General features: G+C 63.3%; 17 protein-coding genes. 12 read left to right on the top strand and 5 right to left on the bottom strand.

Annotation, left to right across the window (positions count from 1 at the left end):
- The coding region (locus tag NKI66_RS28720) for a hypothetical protein (RefSeq protein WP_352753743.1) at positions 1–191 on the top strand (191 nt) is incomplete at its 5' end.
- Here NKI66_RS28720 and NKI66_RS28715 read toward each other — a convergent pair.
- Together NKI66_RS28715 and NKI66_RS28710 are read right to left on the bottom strand one after the other, a co-directional pair.
- Positions 184–1242 (bottom strand): glycerophosphodiester phosphodiesterase family protein, encoded by a 1059-nt coding sequence (locus tag NKI66_RS28715; protein WP_352611713.1) that lies wholly within the window; start codon positions 1240–1242, stop codon positions 184–186. The two genes, NKI66_RS28720 and NKI66_RS28715, sit on opposite strands and share 8 nt — an antisense overlap.
- A 97-nt stretch (positions 1243–1339) precedes the next feature.
- On the bottom strand, positions 1340–2548 hold the full coding sequence (locus NKI66_RS28710; RefSeq protein ID WP_352753740.1) for an acyltransferase family protein: 1209 nt from the start codon (positions 2546–2548) through the stop codon (positions 1340–1342).
- A 123-nt stretch (positions 2549–2671) separates the two neighbouring features.
- On the opposite strand from NKI66_RS28710, the gene speB reads away from it, so the two are divergent.
- The 4 genes from speB to NKI66_RS28690 all read left to right on the top strand — a co-directional run bounded on the left by speB (position 2672) and on the right by NKI66_RS28690 (position 5871).
- Positions 2672–3679, top strand: a complete 1008-nt coding sequence (speB, locus tag NKI66_RS28705) for an agmatinase (protein ID WP_023810267.1) — start codon at positions 2672–2674, stop codon at positions 3677–3679.
- Between the two features lie 30 nt (positions 3680–3709).
- Positions 3710–4636, top strand: a complete 927-nt coding sequence (gene argC / locus NKI66_RS28700; protein WP_023810266.1) for an N-acetyl-gamma-glutamyl-phosphate reductase — start codon at positions 3710–3712, stop codon at positions 4634–4636.
- Entirely contained in the window at positions 4633–5475 is an 843-nt protein-coding gene (locus NKI66_RS28695) for an aminoglycoside phosphotransferase family protein (RefSeq protein WP_352677836.1), read from the top strand. Before argC ends, NKI66_RS28695 begins: the two co-directional genes overlap by 4 nt.
- A 78-nt stretch (positions 5476–5553) precedes the next feature.
- Positions 5554–5871 carry a hypothetical protein gene (locus NKI66_RS28690; protein ID WP_023810265.1) on the top strand — a complete coding sequence of 106 codons (318 nt, stop codon included), beginning with the start codon at positions 5554–5556 and terminating at the stop codon, positions 5869–5871.
- Positions 5872–5890: 19 nt separating this feature from the next.
- On the opposite strand, the gene NKI66_RS28685 is transcribed toward NKI66_RS28690, so the two are convergent.
- A complete protein-coding gene (locus NKI66_RS28685; RefSeq protein WP_023810264.1) occupies positions 5891–6982 on the bottom strand; it encodes a COX15/CtaA family protein in 1092 nt (363 codons plus the stop codon).
- A gap of 198 nt (positions 6983–7180) precedes the next feature.
- On the opposite strand from NKI66_RS28685, the gene NKI66_RS28680 reads away from it, so the two are divergent.
- Positions 7181–7396, top strand: coding sequence for a DUF2842 domain-containing protein (locus NKI66_RS28680; protein ID WP_023810263.1), 216 nt, complete (start codon positions 7181–7183; stop codon positions 7394–7396).
- Between the two features lie 15 nt (positions 7397–7411).
- Here the strand turns inward: NKI66_RS28680 and NKI66_RS28675 are convergent, their stop codons facing one another.
- Positions 7412–8470: a polysaccharide deacetylase family protein gene (locus NKI66_RS28675; RefSeq protein WP_023810262.1), complete on the bottom strand. Its 1059-nt coding sequence runs from the start codon at positions 8468–8470 to the stop codon at positions 7412–7414.
- 91 nt (positions 8471–8561) lie between these two features.
- Here NKI66_RS28675 and NKI66_RS28670 point away from each other — a divergent pair, with 91 nt between their 5' ends.
- Together NKI66_RS28670 and NKI66_RS28665 are read left to right on the top strand one after the other, a co-directional pair.
- Positions 8562–9785 carry a GNAT family N-acetyltransferase gene (locus tag NKI66_RS28670; RefSeq protein ID WP_023810261.1) on the top strand — a complete coding sequence of 408 codons (1224 nt, stop codon included), beginning with the start codon at positions 8562–8564 and terminating at the stop codon, positions 9783–9785.
- Positions 9786–9789: 4 nt separating this feature from the next.
- Complete coding sequence (locus tag NKI66_RS28665) at positions 9790–10626, top strand: GNAT family N-acetyltransferase (protein WP_023810260.1); 837 nt, start codon at positions 9790–9792, stop codon at positions 10624–10626.
- Between the two features lie 46 nt (positions 10627–10672).
- On the opposite strand, the gene NKI66_RS28660 is transcribed toward NKI66_RS28665, so the two are convergent.
- Positions 10673–12943: a GumC family protein gene (locus NKI66_RS28660; protein ID WP_352753738.1), complete on the bottom strand. Its 2271-nt coding sequence runs from the start codon at positions 12941–12943 to the stop codon at positions 10673–10675.
- Between the two features lie 258 nt (positions 12944–13201).
- Here NKI66_RS28660 and NKI66_RS28655 point away from each other — a divergent pair, with 258 nt between their 5' ends.
- The 4 genes from NKI66_RS28655 to NKI66_RS28640 all read left to right on the top strand — a co-directional run bounded on the left by NKI66_RS28655 (position 13202) and on the right by NKI66_RS28640 (position 17801).
- Positions 13202–13765, top strand: a complete 564-nt coding sequence (locus tag NKI66_RS28655; protein ID WP_013532220.1) for a polysaccharide biosynthesis/export family protein — start codon at positions 13202–13204, stop codon at positions 13763–13765.
- A 10-nt stretch (positions 13766–13775) separates the two neighbouring features.
- Positions 13776–14906 (top strand): glycosyltransferase family 4 protein, encoded by a 1131-nt coding sequence (locus NKI66_RS28650; RefSeq protein ID WP_128305462.1) that lies wholly within the window; start codon positions 13776–13778, stop codon positions 14904–14906.
- A gap of 94 nt (positions 14907–15000) precedes the next feature.
- Positions 15001–16536, top strand: coding sequence for an undecaprenyl-phosphate glucose phosphotransferase (locus NKI66_RS28645; RefSeq protein WP_128305463.1), 1536 nt, complete (start codon positions 15001–15003; stop codon positions 16534–16536).
- Positions 16533–17801: an O-antigen ligase family protein gene (locus NKI66_RS28640; RefSeq protein ID WP_128305464.1), complete on the top strand. Its 1269-nt coding sequence runs from the start codon at positions 16533–16535 to the stop codon at positions 17799–17801. The genes NKI66_RS28645 and NKI66_RS28640 overlap by 4 nt, the downstream gene beginning before the upstream one ends.
- The last annotated feature ends 56 nt before the right edge of the window (positions 17802–17857 follow it).

Here is a 17857-nt window from a genome sequence, read left to right as displayed (position 1 = left end):
AACGACAACCGGTCCAGGCGACCGCTCCGACCAAGACCCTGCGGCAGCAGAGCCTCCACAAAACTGAACTGACCGCTCGGCTTCGTCGTCATCGCAAGATCCCCGTTTCAAAAACAGGGAACCACATCCACACAATTTTGCAACAGGCCCGCAAGGGGGGAGATTGGCTGCTGCAGCCGCCGCTTAGTTGATACTCGCCGTATTCGCCGGCTCAACGGGCCGCGCCTCGTTCGCATAAGGCACGCGAAAACCGTTCACCGCCAGCCAGCCAATGGCCGCCTTCGGCTCGTCGGTCTGGATGATGGTGGCGCCGCGATCGGCCCAGAAACCCCAGCTTTCGCGCGGCAGGCTGGCCTGCACGGCCAGTTCGTCGCCGCGGCCGCCGGCAAGGAAGCCGCCCGGCTTGCCAGCGATGGCGTAGGTGTCGGCCCAGATATGCCAGTTTCCCCTCACCGCGGCCGCGCGCATGCGTGTGCTGAACAACGGTCCGCCGGTCTCGGTCAGCGTGTCGGCGCCTGCCCGCCAGTTGATGAGCTCGATCGCGCGCGGCGAAAAGGCATGGTCGACCGTCCGGGCGAAGCCGGCATCACGCACCGCATCATCGGCGATGATCGGCATGAACTGGAAGCCGCCGCCGATAGCGGCCATGGCGGCCTTAACCGTGGTGATCCTGGCCTGGTTCCACAAATTCTCCTTGACGATGACCTGCTCGGCCAAGCCGAGATCGCGAGCCACCGCGATCATGCCCGAGAGGTCGCCGACGTCGAGCTTGTTGTCGAGGTTGATGAGGATCCTGTCCCTGGTTGCCATGAGCATCTCGCGCAGCGTCGAAACCGTCTCATTGGTGACGGCGCCGGTGCCCTCGATCACCAGCCTGCAGGTCTTCAGTTCGGCCAGTGTGTATTTGACCACCTCGCCCTTGCAGGTCGTGGTGCGGTCGAGCCAGCTGTCATGCATGACGACGAACTCACCGTCCTTCGAGCGCCTGATATCGACCTCGACGATTTCTGCGCCCATCGCGATCGCCCCCTCCACGGCGGCAATCGAATTTTCCGCGTAGAGCGTCTTGCCCGCCTGCATGCTGCCGGCGCGATGCGCGACCACCATGACGTGGTCGCGCCACTGGTTGGCGTGCTCGAAGCGGTCAAGAATCTGCCTGGCGCGGGTCTCGCCGGCCAATGACTGGCCAGAAAAGGCCGCAAGTGCCGAGGAAAACAGAAGGCTCAGCCAGATGGTCCGCATCGAGAATCGCTCCTTGCCGGATCGAAATCGGGATAGGCGACCCTCGTGACATCCAGGTGAACGAAGCCGGCTAGCGGTTGTTCGCGGGGAGTGCGCGTCAGATGCGTTTTGAGAGCCTGCGGAACCACGCCATGGCCGGCATCTCAATGAGGCGCCAAGTGATCCAGGAGGCGGCAATGGTGGCGGCGAGCATGACGGCGATTGCCACCGCTCCCATCCAGCCGGCACCGAAGCCGGTGGCAGGCTGGCCGCGCAGCGTGAAGTCGCCGATCAGGCCGAGGCCGAGCTTGCGCTCGACGAGCCCGGCGACGTTGATCATGCGCGCCTGAACGAAGACGTGGACCATGTAGATCGAGTAGGACAGCGCGCCGAGGGTCAGCATGAACGGGGCTCTCAGCAAGGCGCTGATCCAGCCGCCTTCATGGGCGAACAGAAACAGCGCCAGCGCGAACACCAGGGGGGCCGCGATGCCAAAATCATTGTCGCCCGCCAGCGAGACGAAAAGCACGATGACCGCCACCATGACGATCTCGGCAAGGGTCCAGGCCATCCGCGGGCCACTCCTGGCGAGGACCTGTCGCGCCCCTGCAATGGAATCATGCTGAAACCAGGCCAGCAAGGCGCCGAGCGAGAAGCCATACAGGCAGCGGATGAAGCCGAAATCGAAGGACACATCCATATGATGGGTCGAGAAGCCGAGCAGGAACAGCGGTGCGGTGACGGCGGCGGCAACGAACCATATCCAGGCGCGCGCGCCGGCGACGAAGACCACGCCGGCAAACAAGAGATAGGCGAAGAACTCGGCCGAAATGCTCCAGCTCGGCGCATTCCAGGTCAGCTGATCCTCGAAGCCGACACCCTGGAGCAGGAGAAGATTGGCAAGCAAACTCTTGAGATCGAAGCCGCCGGTGAAGGGAGCAGCCCCGGTTCCATGCAGTTGCGGCAGCATCAGCCGCAGCAGCTCGAAGCCGGCAAAGGCGGCAAGCATGAGCAGGTGCAGCGGGTAGATGCGGCCGAAACGGACCAAGGCGAAGCGCGCGACCTGTTCCGGCTGGTTCAGCCGATCGCCGTAGCTGCTGGCGATGACGAAGCCGGAAAGGACGAAGAAGAAATCGACGAACAGGTAGGACGAACCGATGAAGGCGCTTTGCGAAATCGTCGAAGCGGTCGGAATGTGAAACAGCGCCACCAGAAGCGCGCAGATGCCACGCCACGAATCGAGCACCAGGAAGCGTTCACCGGCGACCGTGCCGGTGTGGGTCGACGCCGCGGCACGGGTGGGGTTGAGAAACGCGGTCTGCGTCATGATGATACAATCCTGTCTTGCCGTGGCACTCGGGCAGCGCCATTCCGTCTCGCCAAGCTGTGACTGGCATCTTCCGTGCCGGTTCTGTAGTTGTTGCAACCCGATGAAAAACGAGGATCCGTAATGGCGAACAACAACATCGACAACGCCTTCACCGCCCGTTCCAAAACGGGCGCCGCGTTCGAGCCGACCTATTCCGGCGCGCTGTCGTTCATGCGGCGCAAATACACCAAGGACGTGAAGGGCGCGGATGCTGTGGTATGGGGTATTCCCTTCGATGCCGCCGTCACCAACCGGCCGGGCGCCCGCTTCGGGCCGCAGGCCATCCGCCGTGCCTCGGCGATCCTCGACAACGACCCGCAATATCCGTTTTCACGCGATCTGTTCGAGCATCTGGCGGTCGTCGACTATGGCGATTGCCTGCTCGATTCGGGCAATCATCAGAAGACACCCGGCACGATCGAACGTGAAGCGGCCAAGATCCTGAAGTCGGGCGCCTTCCTGCTGACGCTCGGCGGCGATCATTTCGTCACCTGGCCGCTGCTCAAGGCGCATGCCGCCATCCATGGTCCGCTCGCCTTGGTGCAGTTCGACGCCCATCAGGACACCTGGCCGGACGACGGCAAGCGCATCGATCACGGATCCTTCGTAGGCCGTGCCGTCAAGGAAGGCATCATCGATCCCGACCGCTCGATCCAGATCGGCATCCGAACTCATGCGCCCGACACGTTCGGCATCAAGATCCTCCATGGCCATGAAATCGAGGAGATGCGGGCGTCCGATATCGCCTACGCCATCGTTGACCGCACCGGCGGCAAGAAGACCTATCTCACCTTCGACATCGACTGCCTCGATCCGGCCTATGCGCCGGGAACCGGCACGCCGGTCGCCGGCGGACCGTCCTCGGCGAAAATCCTGTCAACGCTGCGCCAGCTCAACCAGATCGATATTGTCGGCGCCGATGTCGTAGAGGTTGCGCCGGCCTATGATCACGCCGATATAACGGCGATCGCCGGCTCGATGGTGGCCATGCAATATCTCGGCCTGCTGGCTGAGCGAAAGGCCCGGCTTGAAGAGTTGAACAACGGCAACCACAATGGTGCCGCAGTGATTCAAGGTCAGGGCATATAGTGTTGAAATACCAAGGAATTTGATCAACCCATGAAACCGAAAATCTTCATCGACGGCGAACACGGCACCACAGGCCTGCAGATCAGGGCGCTGCTTACCGAGCGCAGTGATCTGGAGATCATTTCCATCCCGACCGAACGCCGCAAGGAAACGGCGGCACGCGCCGAGTTCCTCAACGCCGCCGATGTCGCGATCCTGTGCCTGCCCGACGACGCGGCGAAGGAAAGCGTCTCGCTGATCGCCAACGACACCACCAAAGTCATCGATGCGTCGACCGCGCATCGCGTGGCGGAAGGCTGGGCGTATGGTTTCGCCGAGATGGACAAGGACCAGGCAAAGGCGATCGCCTCGGCAAAACGCGTCGCCAATCCAGGCTGCTGGCCGCAGGGACCGATCGCCACGCTGCGGCCGCTGGTCACATCAGGCCTGCTGCCGGCGGATTTCCCGATCACCGTCAACGGCATTTCGGGCTATTCGGGCGGCGGACGGCCGATGATTGAGGACTATGTCGCCAAGGGCGAGGACGCCTCGGAATTCCTGCCCTACGGCCTCACCCTTCAGCACAAGCACGTGCCGGAATTGAGGGCCTATGCCAGGCTGTCGCATGATCCGATCATGCAGCCGGCGGTCGGCAATTTCGCGCAAGGCATGATCACCGTCGTGCCGTTGCAGCTTGGCGGCCTCGACCATGTGCCGACCGGTGCGGAACTGCATGCGGCGATTGCCGACCATTTCGCCGCTATCAAGGGCGGCGTGGTCGAGGTGGCGCCCTATGCGCATTCGGAGCGCATGCCGGAGATCGATCCCGAGGTCTACAACGGCACCAACCGGATGAAGGTCTATGTCTTCGCCAATGACAAACGGGCGCAGGCCCTGCTGCTGGCGGTCTACGACAATCTCGGCAAGGGTGCCTCGGGCGCCGCCGTGCAGAACATGGATCTGATGCTCGGCCTCTGATGGACACGCCCGCCTTTCCGGCGCGCTGGAAAGTCAGCGCACCCGAACTCATTGCCGAGACCTTTTCGAGCCGCATCTGGAAGGTTTTGCGCGCAGACGGCTCGCCGGCGATCGTCAAGGCGCTCAAGCCTTTCGACGACGTCGCCGACGAGTTGCGCGGCGAGCATTATCTCGCCTGGCGACGCGGCGAAGGCGCGGTGCGCCTGCTCGGCCGCGACGGCCACAGCATGCTGCTCGAATATGCCGGTGAGACCTTGTTGGAGCAGGTGCTCGACCAACAGGGCGACAACGCCGCCACCGAAATCGCGGCCGAGGTGATGGCGAAACTATTTTCACAGGGGAAAGACCCCTTCCCGCCCGAGCTTCAGCCGCTCCGGGAACGGTTTTCAAGCCTGTTCAAGAAGGCGACAATCGACCGCGATTCGGGCCATGACAGCCTCTATGTCGAGGCCGCCATCATCGCCGATCGACTGCTGGCCAATCCGCACGATATCAGGCCCCTGCACGGCGACCTGCATCACGAAAACATCCTGCACGGGCCGCGCGGCTGGCTGGCGATCGATCCGAAGGGCGTTCTCGGCGACCCCGGCTTCGACGCCGCGAACATGTTCTACAACCCGCTCGACCGGGACGAGCTTTGCCTCGATCCGGAGCGGATCGCGCATATGGCCGAGATCTTCGCCAAAACACTGGGCCAGACGCCACCAGCCGTCCTTGATCATGCCATCGCCTATGGTTGCCTGTCGGCTGCCTGGCATCATGAGGACGACAATGAGGTCGAGGAGAGCCGCGAATTGTCGATCGCCGAGGCGATCCGGGCGGTGCGGGCAAGCTTCTGATCGCGGGCTGCGGCGCGGTAATCGCTTGTTCACAGCGATGGGCTACTGACTGGCCTCGGCTCCACTTCGGGATTTGTCATGGTCAGCGCGATTTCGGGTTCCTCCCAGGCAGCCCAGTATTCCTCGTCGAGTTCCTCGAGCAATGCAGCCCAGGAGGCCGCGCTCGAAAAGCAGATCCAGGACCTGGAAGACCAGGCCAAGGCGATCACGGATCAGGTAAAGGCTGCCCAGGTGCAGCAGGATATCGCCGTGGCCCAGGCCAGGCTCGATGCGCTCAAGGCCGCCGACAAGGTAGCCAAAGCCGCTCAGGACCAGTCCGCGCCGTCCGCCGCGGCGTTGCGGCAGGCGGAATTCGATGGCGAGAAGACGACATCTACAAACGAATTCTGGATGTAGTTGGCCGATCGGTTCGAGGTCAGGCCCTGCGTGCGATTTCGTGCGGCAAGGGATAGGCGCCCTTGGTGCCGCGCCAATGGGCGGCTGCAAACCCCAGGACGATGAGCGCAAATCCCTGATGGGTCAGCGCCATATGCAGCGGCACATGCATCAGCAGCGTGCCGATGCCGATCGAGGCCTGCACCAGCACAGCCAAGAACAGCAGCGTCGCGCGGCGCGCATGCGTTGTTTCAGGCAGCCGCCGGCGCGTGGCGATCATGTGCCACAACGCCACGACGAATACCGTGTAAGCGCCAAGCCGATGGACGAACTGCACCGTCTTCGGGCTCTCGAAGAAGTTGCGCCATGCCGGCTCGAGGATCAGCAGATCGCCCGGGATGATCTTGCCATCCATCAGCGGCCAGGTGTTGTAGCTGAGGCCGGCGTCGAGCCCGGCGACCAGGCCGCCGAGATAGATCTGGATCAGCGCCAGCAGCACGATGAAGCCGGCCAGCCTCTGCGTCGACCTATCGGCGGCAGGCTCGGAATGCGGCGCCAACCCTCGCGCGACCACCATGGTGGCGGTGAAGATCAGCGCGGCAAGCGTCAGGTGGGTCGCCAGCCGGTACTGGCTCACGGACACACGGTCGACCAGTCCTGAAGCCACCATCCACCAGCCGATGGCGCCCTGCAGGCCGCCAAGCAGGAGAATGCCCACGAGTTTCGGGCCCAGGCCGCGCTCGATGCGGCGCGTCGCCCAGAAAACCAGCAGCGGCAACGCAAAGACCAGACCGACGCTGCGCGCCAGGATGCGGTGCGCCCATTCCCACCAGAAGATCGACTTGAAGGCCTCGATGCTCATGCCCTTGTTGAGCTCGGCATATTGCGGGATCTGCTGATAGAGCTGGAATTCCTCTTGCCACTCGGCGTCGTTGAGCGGCGGGATCACGCCATGGATCGGCTTCCACTGCGTAATCGACAGGCCGGAATCGGTGAGCCTGGTGGCGCCGCCGACCAGCACCAGCGCAAACAGCACCAGAAGCACCACATAGAGCCAGCCGCGCAGCAGCGCCCGGTTATGCAGGTCGCGGTCGCGGGCGACGTATGGCGCGGCAGCTGATATGGCAGCCATGATCTTGTCCCGGCAGGTTGATTTGGCGGATTGGTGGACCATCGCACCCGTGCTGGCAAGACCATACGGCGCGGCACGCCGTCGCGCCGCGTCTCACCGGTTGCACAGTCTCGCCTCAAGGCATATGCGAGGCCAATACCCCTTGAGCCTGCCAAGCCGCCTGTGCAAATTCCGGCATGCTCGATCAGGAGACCAACCATGCCCCTGCGTCTGAAAAAGCTGATCGGAATGTTTCTGCTGGTGGCGCTGGTCATCGTCTATGCGCTGGTCGCATCGATCTTCGCGGTCGCCCGGCTGTCGGAGTCGGGTCCGTGGGTGCATTTCCTTTTTTTCTTGCTCAGCGGCCTGCTCTGGGTGCTGCCGGCGATGGGCATCATCAAGTGGCTGATGCTGGAGCCGAGAGCCAAGCGCTAGGCGAAAACGCCAGCGTCAGATGGTGACGACCATCTTGCCGGCGTTGGCGAGCGGCGTCGTCACGCCCGACAGCATGGTGCGGATGTGGGCGAGGCTCTGGTAGCGGCCGTTGACGGAGATGCGCGGCAAGGCGTGCAGGAACCCGGCATGCTCGGCGCGCAGCACGCCGTGGCGCGTCGTCACGGCGGAGGTATAGCCGGCGTCGCGGGCAAAGCCCACTTCGCGGCAGCCGACGGCGCTGGCATAGCCATAGGGATAAGCGAAATGGCGGGGCATTTCGCCCAGTTCGGCCTGCAACATGGCGCGCACGGCGCCAACCTCGTGCCGGGCATCGGCTTCGGAGAGCCGCTTCAGGTTGCTGTGGTTGATCGTATGGGCGCCGATCGTCACCAGCGGATGCGCGGCGATGCGACGGATTTCATCCCAGCTCATCAATGTGCGCAAGCGTGGGCCGTCGGCGTCGATGCCGTTTGCGCGAGCCAGGTCACGCAACACGGCCTGCAGGTCCTCCTCGCGGACTTCCGAGGTGAGATAGGCGTGCAGGCGTGCATTGGCCTGCAATTTCTTCGCGGGGGTCGAGCAATCGATCGTCAGGGGACCGTTCGGCCGCGTCAGAGTGAGGGTATCGCGCGCGTTGACGATGTCCTCGACAACGTCCCACCACAGGTCGGCTGTGCCGTTGATCAGCCCGGGCGCGACATAGATGGTGATCGGCGCGCCGTGCTTCTCGAGCACCGGCAGCGCCTCGACCATGTTGTCGCGATAGGCATCGTCGGCGGTGATCGTGGCAAACTGACCGCCTTTGCCGCCCACCTTGATGCACTCCACCGCTTCGTCCATGGAGACGAAGGCATAGCCATGCGCCTTCATGTCGGCGATCATGGCGTCAAGGAAGCCGGGCGCGATATTCAGATGCCGGTTGACGCTGTCCGGCTTTTCCGGCGTCGCGGTAACACGGTGCAGCATCAGGATGGCGCCAATGCCGCCGATGAACGGCTTGGCCAGCGGTGCAAGGCCGGTATAGCGGGCGACGTTCAGCGCCAGTTTCCGGATTGCCTCCCCGCCGTCGATCATTCATTCACCTTTTGCGCCTAGGCTGATCCAAGCACGGAATGCGCCTATGCGAACCCCCAAATCGCGATCAATACGCCCTAAGGATTGAGGTATGGTTGACGCAACTGCGTCATTTGACGGCAATCGGCTTGCGGCGACCGAGGCATCGTCGCGGGCCTTGCCACGGGACCATGCCGACCTGTCGATTTCAGTGGCGTCCACGGACGGACTCGCGGCCTATGCCGAGTTCTGCCGCTCGGCTTTGTTTGGGCCGGCGCAGAGTGCTGCCTGGGTCCAGAATTGGGCGGCCGAGACACGACCGGACCTGCTTGTCGCGACGCTGAGTGTCGAGGGCAAACCGGTTTTTTCGCTGGCGCTGGAGGTTGCCTCCAAGGGGCTGTTCCGGATCGCCCGCTTCATGGGTGGGCGCCACGCCAACGGCAACTTCGTCGCCGCGGACCCGAACTGGCTGGCCAAGGCGGATATACCGGCCCTCCGATCGGTACTGGCGGCCATCGCCAAGGCACGCCCGGACATCGATCTGGTCGCGCTCGAGCGGTTGCTGCCCGATCTCGACGGCGTCGCCAATCCGCTCGCATCGCTCGACCATTTTTCCAGCCCCAATCTGTCGCTAGCCGTCGATCTCGCCGGCGGCTTCGATGCGCTGCTTTCCCGCGCCAGCGGCAAACGCAAACGCAAGAAGCACCGGTCGCAGATCCGGAAATTCGAGGCCGTAGGCAGCTATCGGCGCATTGAGGCCCGCACCCCCGACGAGGTGGACACGCTGCTCGACGCCTTCTTCGAGATGAAGGAGCTCCGCTTCCGCAAGATGGGCATCGCCAATGTTTTTGGCGACGCGCAGGTACGCGGCTTCTTCCGCGCGCTGTTCATGCAGGCGCTTGCCGAGGACAAGCCTTCGTTCGTGCTGCACGGACTCGCGGTTGCCGGCAAGCTGCGCGCCATCACCGGTTCAAGCCGCTCGGGCAAACGCCTGATCTGCGAATTCGGAGCGATCGCCGAGGACGATCTCGGGCACGCCAGCCCCGGCGACTTCCTGTTCTTCGACAACATCCAGGAAGCCTGCGAGACTGGTTTCGAGGTCTATGACTTTTCGGTCGGAGATGAGCCTTACAAGCGGCTGTGGTGCGATATCGAAACGCGGCATTTCGAAGTGCTGGTCCCGTTGACCGTGAAGGGCCGCATGCTGGCGCTGACGCTTCGGCAAGGCGCGCGGCTGAAAGCCTTCGTCAAGAACAGCCCGATGATCTGGAAGCTGACCAAGGTGCTGCGCCGCAAAGCCGCCGGTCAGGCAGCGCCCTCGGAAGAAGATAGCTGACGCCATGAAGCCGATCATCCGCACACTGTCCCTGCAGGAACTGGGGCTTCTCGTCGACTGGGCGGCCGCGGAAGGCTGGAACCCAGGTCTTGAAGACCCGGCGATGCTCCAGGCGGCGGACCCCGAAGGCTTCATCGGCGCCTTTGTCGGCGACGACATGGCTGCGGCAATTTCGGCCGTGGCCTATGGAAGCGAATTCGGTTTCATCGGCCTCTACATCTCCCGGCCTGACATGCGCGGCATGGGCTACGGCAAGACGGTGTGGGACGCCGGCATGAAAAGGCTCGTTGGCCGGACCGTCGGCCTTGACGGCGTCGCCGAGCAGCAGGCCAATTACCGGCGCAAGGGCTTCGCACCGGCCTACGAGACCATCCGCTTCACCGGGCGCAAGGCAGGCCCGGCGGTCAGGGACGATGGGCTGCGGATGATTACAAAGCAGCTCCTGTCCGACATCGTCGCCTATGACTCCCATTGTTTTCCGGCGTCACGATGGGCCTTCCTGCAGGGATGGCTGCAGGAACCGCATCATGGACTGGCGGCGATCGGTTCGCGCGGCGTCACCGGCTTTGGTGTGGCGCGCCGCTGTCGATCCGGCTTCAAGATCGGCCCGCTGTTTGCCGACGACATGGAAACCGCTTTGCAACTCCTGGAGGGACTGGCCGGTGCCTGTGAGGGCGGCGAGCTGCACATCGACGTCCCCGCCGATAACACCGGCTTCATAACTGCGCTCGATGCGGCCGGCTTTGCGCCGACCTTCACCACCACGCGCATGTACAAAGGTCCTGCCCCGGAACTGGACCTGCAAAGGGTGTTCGGCGTAACGACGCTTGAACTGGGATAGATCGGGCGAACCGCAGAACGGTTCCGCCAAGCGATCCGCGGCTCCCTCAGGCAGCGGCAGTGCGCCGTCCCGGCACCGGATTGCCGGGCGGTTCGTGGCCGAGCGGCGTCACCAGCGTCAGGTCGGGGTAGCCGTTCTCGATCAGCTTGACCGCAGCCTGCGTCACCTCATCGTCGGCCTCCAGCATGGAGAGAAAGACCTCGGTGGCATCGCCGGTCAGGCGGCCGATGCCTTGCGCGTCGGCCGGTCCGCACTCGACCACGACCAGGTCGTAGGCTGTCGTCAGCGACTGCATGATGATCGGCAGCCGGTCGGCGGCACGCATGGCACGAACCGGATCGGCGGTTCCGACGGGAATGACGTGACAGTCCGAGTAGAGATCGGCGTGGATGACGTCGCTGAACTGCGCTTCCGAAGCGAGCAGGTTGGTGATGCCCGGGAAAAGGCCGCTGTCCAGCATCGGCCGCGAGGCGGCCCCCGACGCGGTGAGGTCCAGCAACAGCACGCGCAGCCCGGCGTCGGCGACCTCGCGCGCCACCAGGATCGCGGATGCAGCCGCCTCGTCGCCTTCCGGCGAGACGAATATGGCGCGCGCCGCACCGCTGGAGATCAGCTTTTCGGCAGCTTTCTCGATATCGATCTCGCCCAAGGTGGAACGCGCCGGTTCGGGCTCGACAGCCGTTTGCTCTGTCGCCGCAGTTGCGGGCATTGCGACCACATCCGGCGCCTCGGCCATGGCCGGCATCGCGGCGGCATAGGGCTCCGCATCTGCTTCATCCGCAGGTTCAGGCAGCTCCTGGCGAACGACGGGGTCCTGCAAAACGGCAGGCTCCTGGCGGAGAAATGGCTTGGCGACCGGCGCCTGCGCCACACGGGGCATTGCGACCTCATCGATCCGTTCGAAACGGGAACCGCTCGCCGGCCGCATCGCGCGGCCTGAAAACAGCTCCCGCAGAAGCGTCACGATGGCCATGATCAGCAGCGATGCGGCGAAAGCCGCGCCGACGATCGGCCCGACCTTCGGGAAATAGGCCTCGGAGGGAACAGAAGCCTTCGAGGCGATCCGGGCGTCGACCGGCAGATAGTTGCGATCCTGGCGCGATGCCGCTTCGCGGTAGTTGGTCAGGTAGAGCTCGAGTTGCTGTCGCTTGGCGGTCGCGTCGCGCTGCAGTGCGTCGAGATCGACCTGCTGTTCGCCGGCCTGCGCCGAAGCGGCCTTCAACGTGTTGACGTCTGCGACAAGCTGGTTCTCGCGGGCCTTTGCGGTCTCGGCCTGCATCAACAGGCCTTTCATGATCTTCTGGGCCTCGCTGCGGATCTGCGCGTCGAGATCGGACAGTTGCGATTTCAGCGCGCGAATGCGCGGATGATTGCCAAGCAGTGTCGTCGACAGATCGGCGATGTTGGAGCGCAATTCGACCTGTCGCTCACGCAAGCGTTGGATCAGGTCCGATGACAGAACCTCCGGCACGGCATCCAGCGAACCGCCATTCTGCAGCGCCCTGCGCACACCGTCGGCGGTCGCTTCCGCAGTGGCGCGGTTGGCGCGCACTTTCGACAGTTCGCTCGACAGTTCTGAAAGCTGCTGGGTGGCCAGCACCGAATTGTTGCCACCCATCAGAAGATCGGACTGGGCGCGATAAGCGGCGACCTTCGCCTCGGCATCCTTGACCTGCCGCTGCAGGTCGGCGATTTCCGGCGCCAGGAAGTCCGCCGCGGCGCTGTTCGATTCGAGCTTGGCCGCCCCTTGCCCCGCTATATAGGCGGCGGCGATCGCGTCTGGTGTGGCGGCCGCGAGCTTGGGATCTTCCGATGAGAACTCGATGGCAATGATGCGGGTCTTCTCGACGCCATAGACGTTGAGCTTCTCGTGCATTTTCTTGAGCACGCGCTCTTCCGTCGGAATTTCCATCGGGTCGCTTTTCAGGCCGACCAGGACCAGAGCGCGGCTCAGCGCCGACATGTCGAGCGCTTCATTGAACTCGGGCAGTTTTTCCAGACCGAGCTTTTGCGAGACCTGCTTGAGGATTTCGTTCGAGGAAATGATCTGGACCTGGGTGGCGACGCCCTGTTCGTCGAGAATAGGCTTGTCGGTGTCGTTGTTGTTGCTGGCCGGCCGCGTGTAGATGGATTCGCGCGGCGCGATCTCCACCTGCGTCTCGGCTTTGTAGTGCCGGGTTGCCAGCGAGGCGAAAGCGAAGGCCAGCCCGGTTGCCAACAGGACGACGAGGACTATACGCAGCCAGTTCCTCGCCAGGCTGGCGAAGAGCTGCCTGAGATCGACATCGACATCTGCGGCCGCGGACTGAACGGACATGCATCCCTACTCCGATACTGGGTCAGCACGCACCGTAAACAACTATGGTAACTCAGCCGTTAAGATCGTGGTAAGTTTCCGTTAGGGTTTACTGGCGGGTGACAAACAAAACCGCCAAAAATCACAAAAACTCTTGCCGATGCGCCACGTGTCGGCCGCTCCCTTTACCGGCCATTAACCCTAACAGGATGATAACGGACCTCGATCCCTAGAGTTGCTGCGACGTTGCAGCGACCAGTCGAAGGTACCTGTCCGGCCATGAAAAGCACTGCTTCCCTGTTTCGCGCGCTGCTTGCCGTATCGATGCTGGCTGGCTGTTCCAGCTACCGGCCGACGCCGGCCGCCTTCCATGAGGTGCTCGATCAGCCCTACCGTCTTGGCGCCGGCGACCGCGTCCGCGTGACCGTGTTCGAGCAGGACGGGCTGACCAACACCTACAGCGTCGATCAATCCGGCTATCTCTCCTTCCCGCTTGTCGGCGCCATACCAGCGCGCGGCCACACCGCGCAGCAAATGGAAAAGGAGATTGCCGACAAATTGCGGCAAGGCTATCTGCGCGATCCCGACGTTTCGGTCGAGATCGACCGCTACCGCCCGATCTTCGTCATGGGCGAAGTGGGTGCCGCCGGCCAATATTCCTATGTTCCCGGCCTGACGGTGCAGAAGGCGATCGCCATTGCCGGCGGCTTCACGCCGCGCGCCAACCAGGAAAGCGTCGACATCACCCGCGACATCAACGGCAAGGTGATGACCGGCCGCGTGGTCACCTCCGACCCGTTGCTGCCGGGCGATACGGTCTACGTCCGCGAACGTCTGTTCTGACAGATACCAAGTGGCGGACAGGCTCAGGATCGTCCATTGCTTTCGCTCACCCGTCGGAGGAATTTTCCGGCATGTGCGCGACCTGGCCGAGGCGCAGGTCGCCGCCGGGCATTCCGTCGGCATCGTCTGCGATTCGACGACAGGCGGCACGTTCGAGGAACATCTGTTCGAGCAGATGAAGGACTTGCTGGCGCTCGGCATTCATCGCACGCCGATGCAGCGCCACGTCGGTCCCGGCGACCTTGCCTCGGCCTGGCGCACGTACAGGATCATCAAGGAATTGCGGCCGGACGTACTGCATGGGCACGGCGCCAAGGGTGGCGCCTATGCCCGTCTGTTCGGCTCATTGTTGCGGGTATCAAGGTCTCGCGTAGCCCGCCTTTATTCGCCGCATGGCGGCTCGCTCCACTATGACGAGAACACGACCACCGGAAAGCTGTTCTTCGCGCTCGAGCGCTTCATGGCTCGCTTCACCGACTATCTGCTGTTTGTCTCGGACTATGAGCGGCGGACCTATCGCCACAAGGTAGGCGAGCCGCCCATTCCCAACACCCTCGTCTATAACGGCCTGCGCGCCACTGAATTCGAGCCGGTGATCACCGCGCCGGACGCAGCCGACCTGCTTTATATCGGCATGATGCGCGACCTGAAGGGACCGGACATCTTCATCGACGCATTGGCGCTCGCCGGCCCGCGGTTCGGCCGCGCGCTGACCGCGGTGATGGTCGGCGACGGCGACGACCTTCCGCGTTACCACGGGCAAGTGAAACGCCTCGGGCTCGAGCGCCATGTCCGCTTCCTGCCGCCGATGCCGGCCAGGGAGGCCTTTGCCCTTGCCGCGCTTATCATCGTTCCCTCGCGCGCCGAAGCCATGCCCTATATCGTCCTGGAAACGCTTGCCGCGGGAAAGTCGATGATCGCAACCGCGGTCGGCGGCATTCCGGAGATATTCGACATCGGTTCCCCCGCCCTGATCCGACCTGACCCGATCGAGCTCGCGGACAGGATGAGCCAGGCGCTGGCCGACCCGGCCGCCTATCGCGACCTGATGCCCGATAGCGCCAACCTCAAGGCACGCTTCGGCGCCGATGTGATGGCCGCCGACATCGAGAAGGCCTATTTCGCCGCGCTCGACACGTAGGCGCAGGACCAAGCCGTTCCAAAGCCATGCGTTGTTTCAAGGGTTTCTTAGCTCTCTTTTGCTATGACCGGGGGGAAGCTTGCGGAAAGCCCTCATGAACGAGATCGACCCCGCGCGCCGCTTTTCAGCAGAGGCGGTGCGTAAATTCGACGGCCCGGCCGACGGCGACACGCCAAGCGGCATGAACGATGTCGCCCGCCAGGTCGCCTCGCAGTACCGGCGCGATACGATGTCGCCGATCATGGTCAGCGGTGTCCTGCGCATGGTCGAATTCGGCTTGCTGTTCCTGTCCGGACTCGCCGTCTATTTCCACTATGTCGGGTTCTTCAACTATCTCGCCTGGCAATATCCGGTGACGATCGCAGCGGGCTCGTTCCTTGCCGTGGTGCTGCTCGACGTCACCGACTGCTACCAGATCGTCGCCCTGATGCGGCCCATCGCCAATTTCGGCCGCGTGCTGCTCGTCTGGGCCGGCACTTTCGCCCTGATGGCGCTGACGGCATTCGTCATGAAGATGTCGCAGGACTATTCGCGCCTTTTGTTCGGCAGCTGGTTCGTCATCGGCTTCGTTCTCATCTTCGGCCTCAGGCTGGTGATGTCGAAGCTGATCCGGGCCTGGGCGCGCGATGGCCGCATGGAGCGGCGCGCCGTCATCGTCGGCGGCGGCAAGGCGGCGGAAATCCTGATCCGCTCGGTCGAAAAGCAGCCCTACAACGATATCCGCATCTGCGGCATCTTCGACGATCGCGGCGACAAGCGCTCGCCGCCCATCGTCGCCGGCTACCCCAAGCTCGGCACCATTTCGGAACTGATCGAATTCGCCCGCATCGCCCGCATCGACATGCTGATCGTATCGCTGCCGCTGACCGCCGAATCGCGCGTTCTGCAGTTGCTGAAGAAGCTGTGGGTGCTGCCGGTCGACATCCGGCTTTCGGCGCATTCCAACGCGCTGCAGTTTCGCCCGCGCGCCTATTCCTACATCGGCGCGGTGCCGATGCTCGACATCTTCGACAAGCCGATCAACGACTGGGATTCGGTCGCCAAGCGCGCCTTCGACATTGTCTTCAGCCTGATCGGCATCGTCGTGTTCTCGCCGGTGATGCTGGCGACCGCCATCGCCATCAAGCTCGACAGCAAGGGGCCGGTGCTGTTCCATCAGAAGCGGCACGGTTTCAACAATGAGATCATCGAGGTCTACAAGTTCCGTTCGATGTATACGGACAAGGCCGATCCGACCGCCAAGCAGACGGTGACCAAGAACGACCCGCGCGTCACCCGCGTCGGCCGCTTCATCCGCAAGACCTCGATCGACGAGCTGCCGCAGTTCTTCAACTCGCTGCTGGGTTCGCTGTCGCTGGTCGGTCCACGCCCGCATGCCATCGCCGCACAGTCGCATAATTTGCTCTACAACGAGGTTGTCGACGGCTATTTCGCCCGCCACAAGGTCAAGCCCGGCGTCACCGGCTGGGCGCAGATCAATGGCTGGCGCGGCGAGATGGACACCAACGAGAAGATCCGCATGCGAACCGAGTATGATCTCTTCTACATCGAGAACTGGTCGCTGCTGTTCGATTTGCGGATTCTGTTCCTCACGCCGCTCCGGCTGCTCAACACGGAAAACGCCTATTGAGCGCGATCAGCCATGATCTGCCGCGCGCGGCGGTCAACGCCAAGCTGGTCGCGCTGATTTCCTCGGGCGCGGTCTTCCTCGGCATTCTGCTGTCCGGCTTCGTCATCAGCGAGCCGGCGCCCTATGAGCTCTACATGGCCGGGCTGATCGCCATCTGTGCGCTTTTCGGCTTGCGGATTTCCCGCGCGGCCACGCCGCTGCTGGTGCTGCTGGTGACGATGAACATCGGCGGCATGATCTCTATGACGCAGATGGCGGACCTCGCCAACACACCGCTCTATCTCGCCGTCTCGCTGTTTCTCGCCTTCAGCGCGGTGTTCTTCGCATCGATCACCGCCGTACAGCCGGGCCTCTACCGATTGATCTTCATTGCCTATGTGGTTTCGGCCGTGGCCACCTCGCTGCTTGGCATTGCAGGCTACTTCCATGCCTTTCCGGGCGCGGAGATGTTCACCAAATACGATCGTGCCGCCGGCGCCTTCCAGGACCCGAACGTGTTCGGCCCCTTCCTGGTGCTGCCCGGCATCTATCTGCTCTATCTGCTTTTGACCGGACCGGTGACACGCATGCCGCTGCTGGCGGTACCACTGCTGATCATCACCGCCGGCATCTTCTTTTCCTTCTCGCGCGGTGCCTGGGGCATGTTCGCCGTTTCGGCCGTCCTGCTCACCGGCTGCCTGTTCCTGCAGAGCGCCAGCGGAATGTTCCGGCTGCGCGTGGTGGTGATGACGATTGCAGCACTGGCGCTGCTGGTCGTCGCCATGATCGTCATCCTGCAGCTGCCCGGCGTCTCGGAGATGTTCTCCAACCGTGCCCATCTCGAGCAGAGCTACGACACCGCCCGCCTCGGCCGTTTCGCCCGCTACGGCATCGGCTTCCAAATGGCGATGGAGCATCCGTTCGGCATCGGCCCGCTGGTCTTCGGCACGATCTTCGGTGAAGACACCCACGACATCTGGCTGAAGATGCTGATGGATTATGGCTGGCTCGGCTTCGTGTCGTTCCTGGCGCTCGTCTTATGGACGATAGCAGCCGGCTTCCGCATCCTGCTGCGCGACCGGCCGTGGCAGCCCTATCTCCTGTGCGCCTATGTCGCCTTTATCGGCAATATCGGGCTCGGCACCTTCATCGACATCGACCACTGGCGCCACGTCTATCTGCTGCTCGGCCTGATCTGGGGCGCCATCGCGCTGGAATACAGCCATCAGCGGCTGTTGCGGCCTGCCTTGCAGGGCTCGCCGGCACCGGCAATCGCAGCGGGATAAAAGTCGCGGAATTCGGTTGACCCGCACGGGGTTATCACGATACATCGCGACCGGTC

Origin of the sequence: Mesorhizobium sp. M0518 (assembly GCF_040321125.1) — a bacterium.
In the GTDB taxonomy this organism is placed as follows: Bacteria; Pseudomonadota; Alphaproteobacteria; order Rhizobiales; family Rhizobiaceae; genus Mesorhizobium.
Note: the sequence above shows the minus strand (reverse complement) of the source record. Positions and strands in the feature narration are given on the sequence as shown.

What these genes read in the sequence shown, in the direction of transcription:
- speB (WP_023810267.1), top strand. Translation starts at nt 2,672, where the DNA reads ATGGCGAACAACAACATCGACAACGCCTTCACCGCCCGTTCCAAAACG.
- NKI66_RS28670 (WP_023810261.1), top strand. Translation starts at nt 8,562, where the DNA reads ATGGTTGACGCAACTGCGTCATTTGACGGCAATCGGCTTGCGGCGACC.
- NKI66_RS28655 (WP_013532220.1), top strand. Translation starts at nt 13,202, where the DNA reads ATGAAAAGCACTGCTTCCCTGTTTCGCGCGCTGCTTGCCGTATCGATG.
- argC (WP_023810266.1), top strand. Translation starts at nt 3,710, where the DNA reads ATGAAACCGAAAATCTTCATCGACGGCGAACACGGCACCACAGGCCTG.
- NKI66_RS28685 (WP_023810264.1), bottom strand. Translation starts at nt 6,982, where the DNA reads ATGGCTGCCATATCAGCTGCCGCGCCATACGTCGCCCGCGACCGCGAC.
- NKI66_RS28680 (WP_023810263.1), top strand. Translation starts at nt 7,181, where the DNA reads ATGCCCCTGCGTCTGAAAAAGCTGATCGGAATGTTTCTGCTGGTGGCG.
- NKI66_RS28665 (WP_023810260.1), top strand. Translation starts at nt 9,790, where the DNA reads ATGAAGCCGATCATCCGCACACTGTCCCTGCAGGAACTGGGGCTTCTC.
- NKI66_RS28710 (WP_352753740.1), bottom strand. Translation starts at nt 2,548, where the DNA reads ATGACGCAGACCGCGTTTCTCAACCCCACCCGTGCCGCGGCGTCGACC.
- NKI66_RS28690 (WP_023810265.1), top strand. Translation starts at nt 5,554, where the DNA reads ATGGTCAGCGCGATTTCGGGTTCCTCCCAGGCAGCCCAGTATTCCTCG.
- NKI66_RS28715 (WP_352611713.1), bottom strand. Translation starts at nt 1,242, where the DNA reads ATGCGGACCATCTGGCTGAGCCTTCTGTTTTCCTCGGCACTTGCGGCC.
- NKI66_RS28675 (WP_023810262.1), bottom strand. Translation starts at nt 8,470, where the DNA reads ATGATCGACGGCGGGGAGGCAATCCGGAAACTGGCGCTGAACGTCGCC.
- NKI66_RS28645 (WP_128305463.1), top strand. Translation starts at nt 15,001, where the DNA reads ATGAACGAGATCGACCCCGCGCGCCGCTTTTCAGCAGAGGCGGTGCGT.
- NKI66_RS28660 (WP_352753738.1), bottom strand. Translation starts at nt 12,943, where the DNA reads ATGTCCGTTCAGTCCGCGGCCGCAGATGTCGATGTCGATCTCAGGCAG.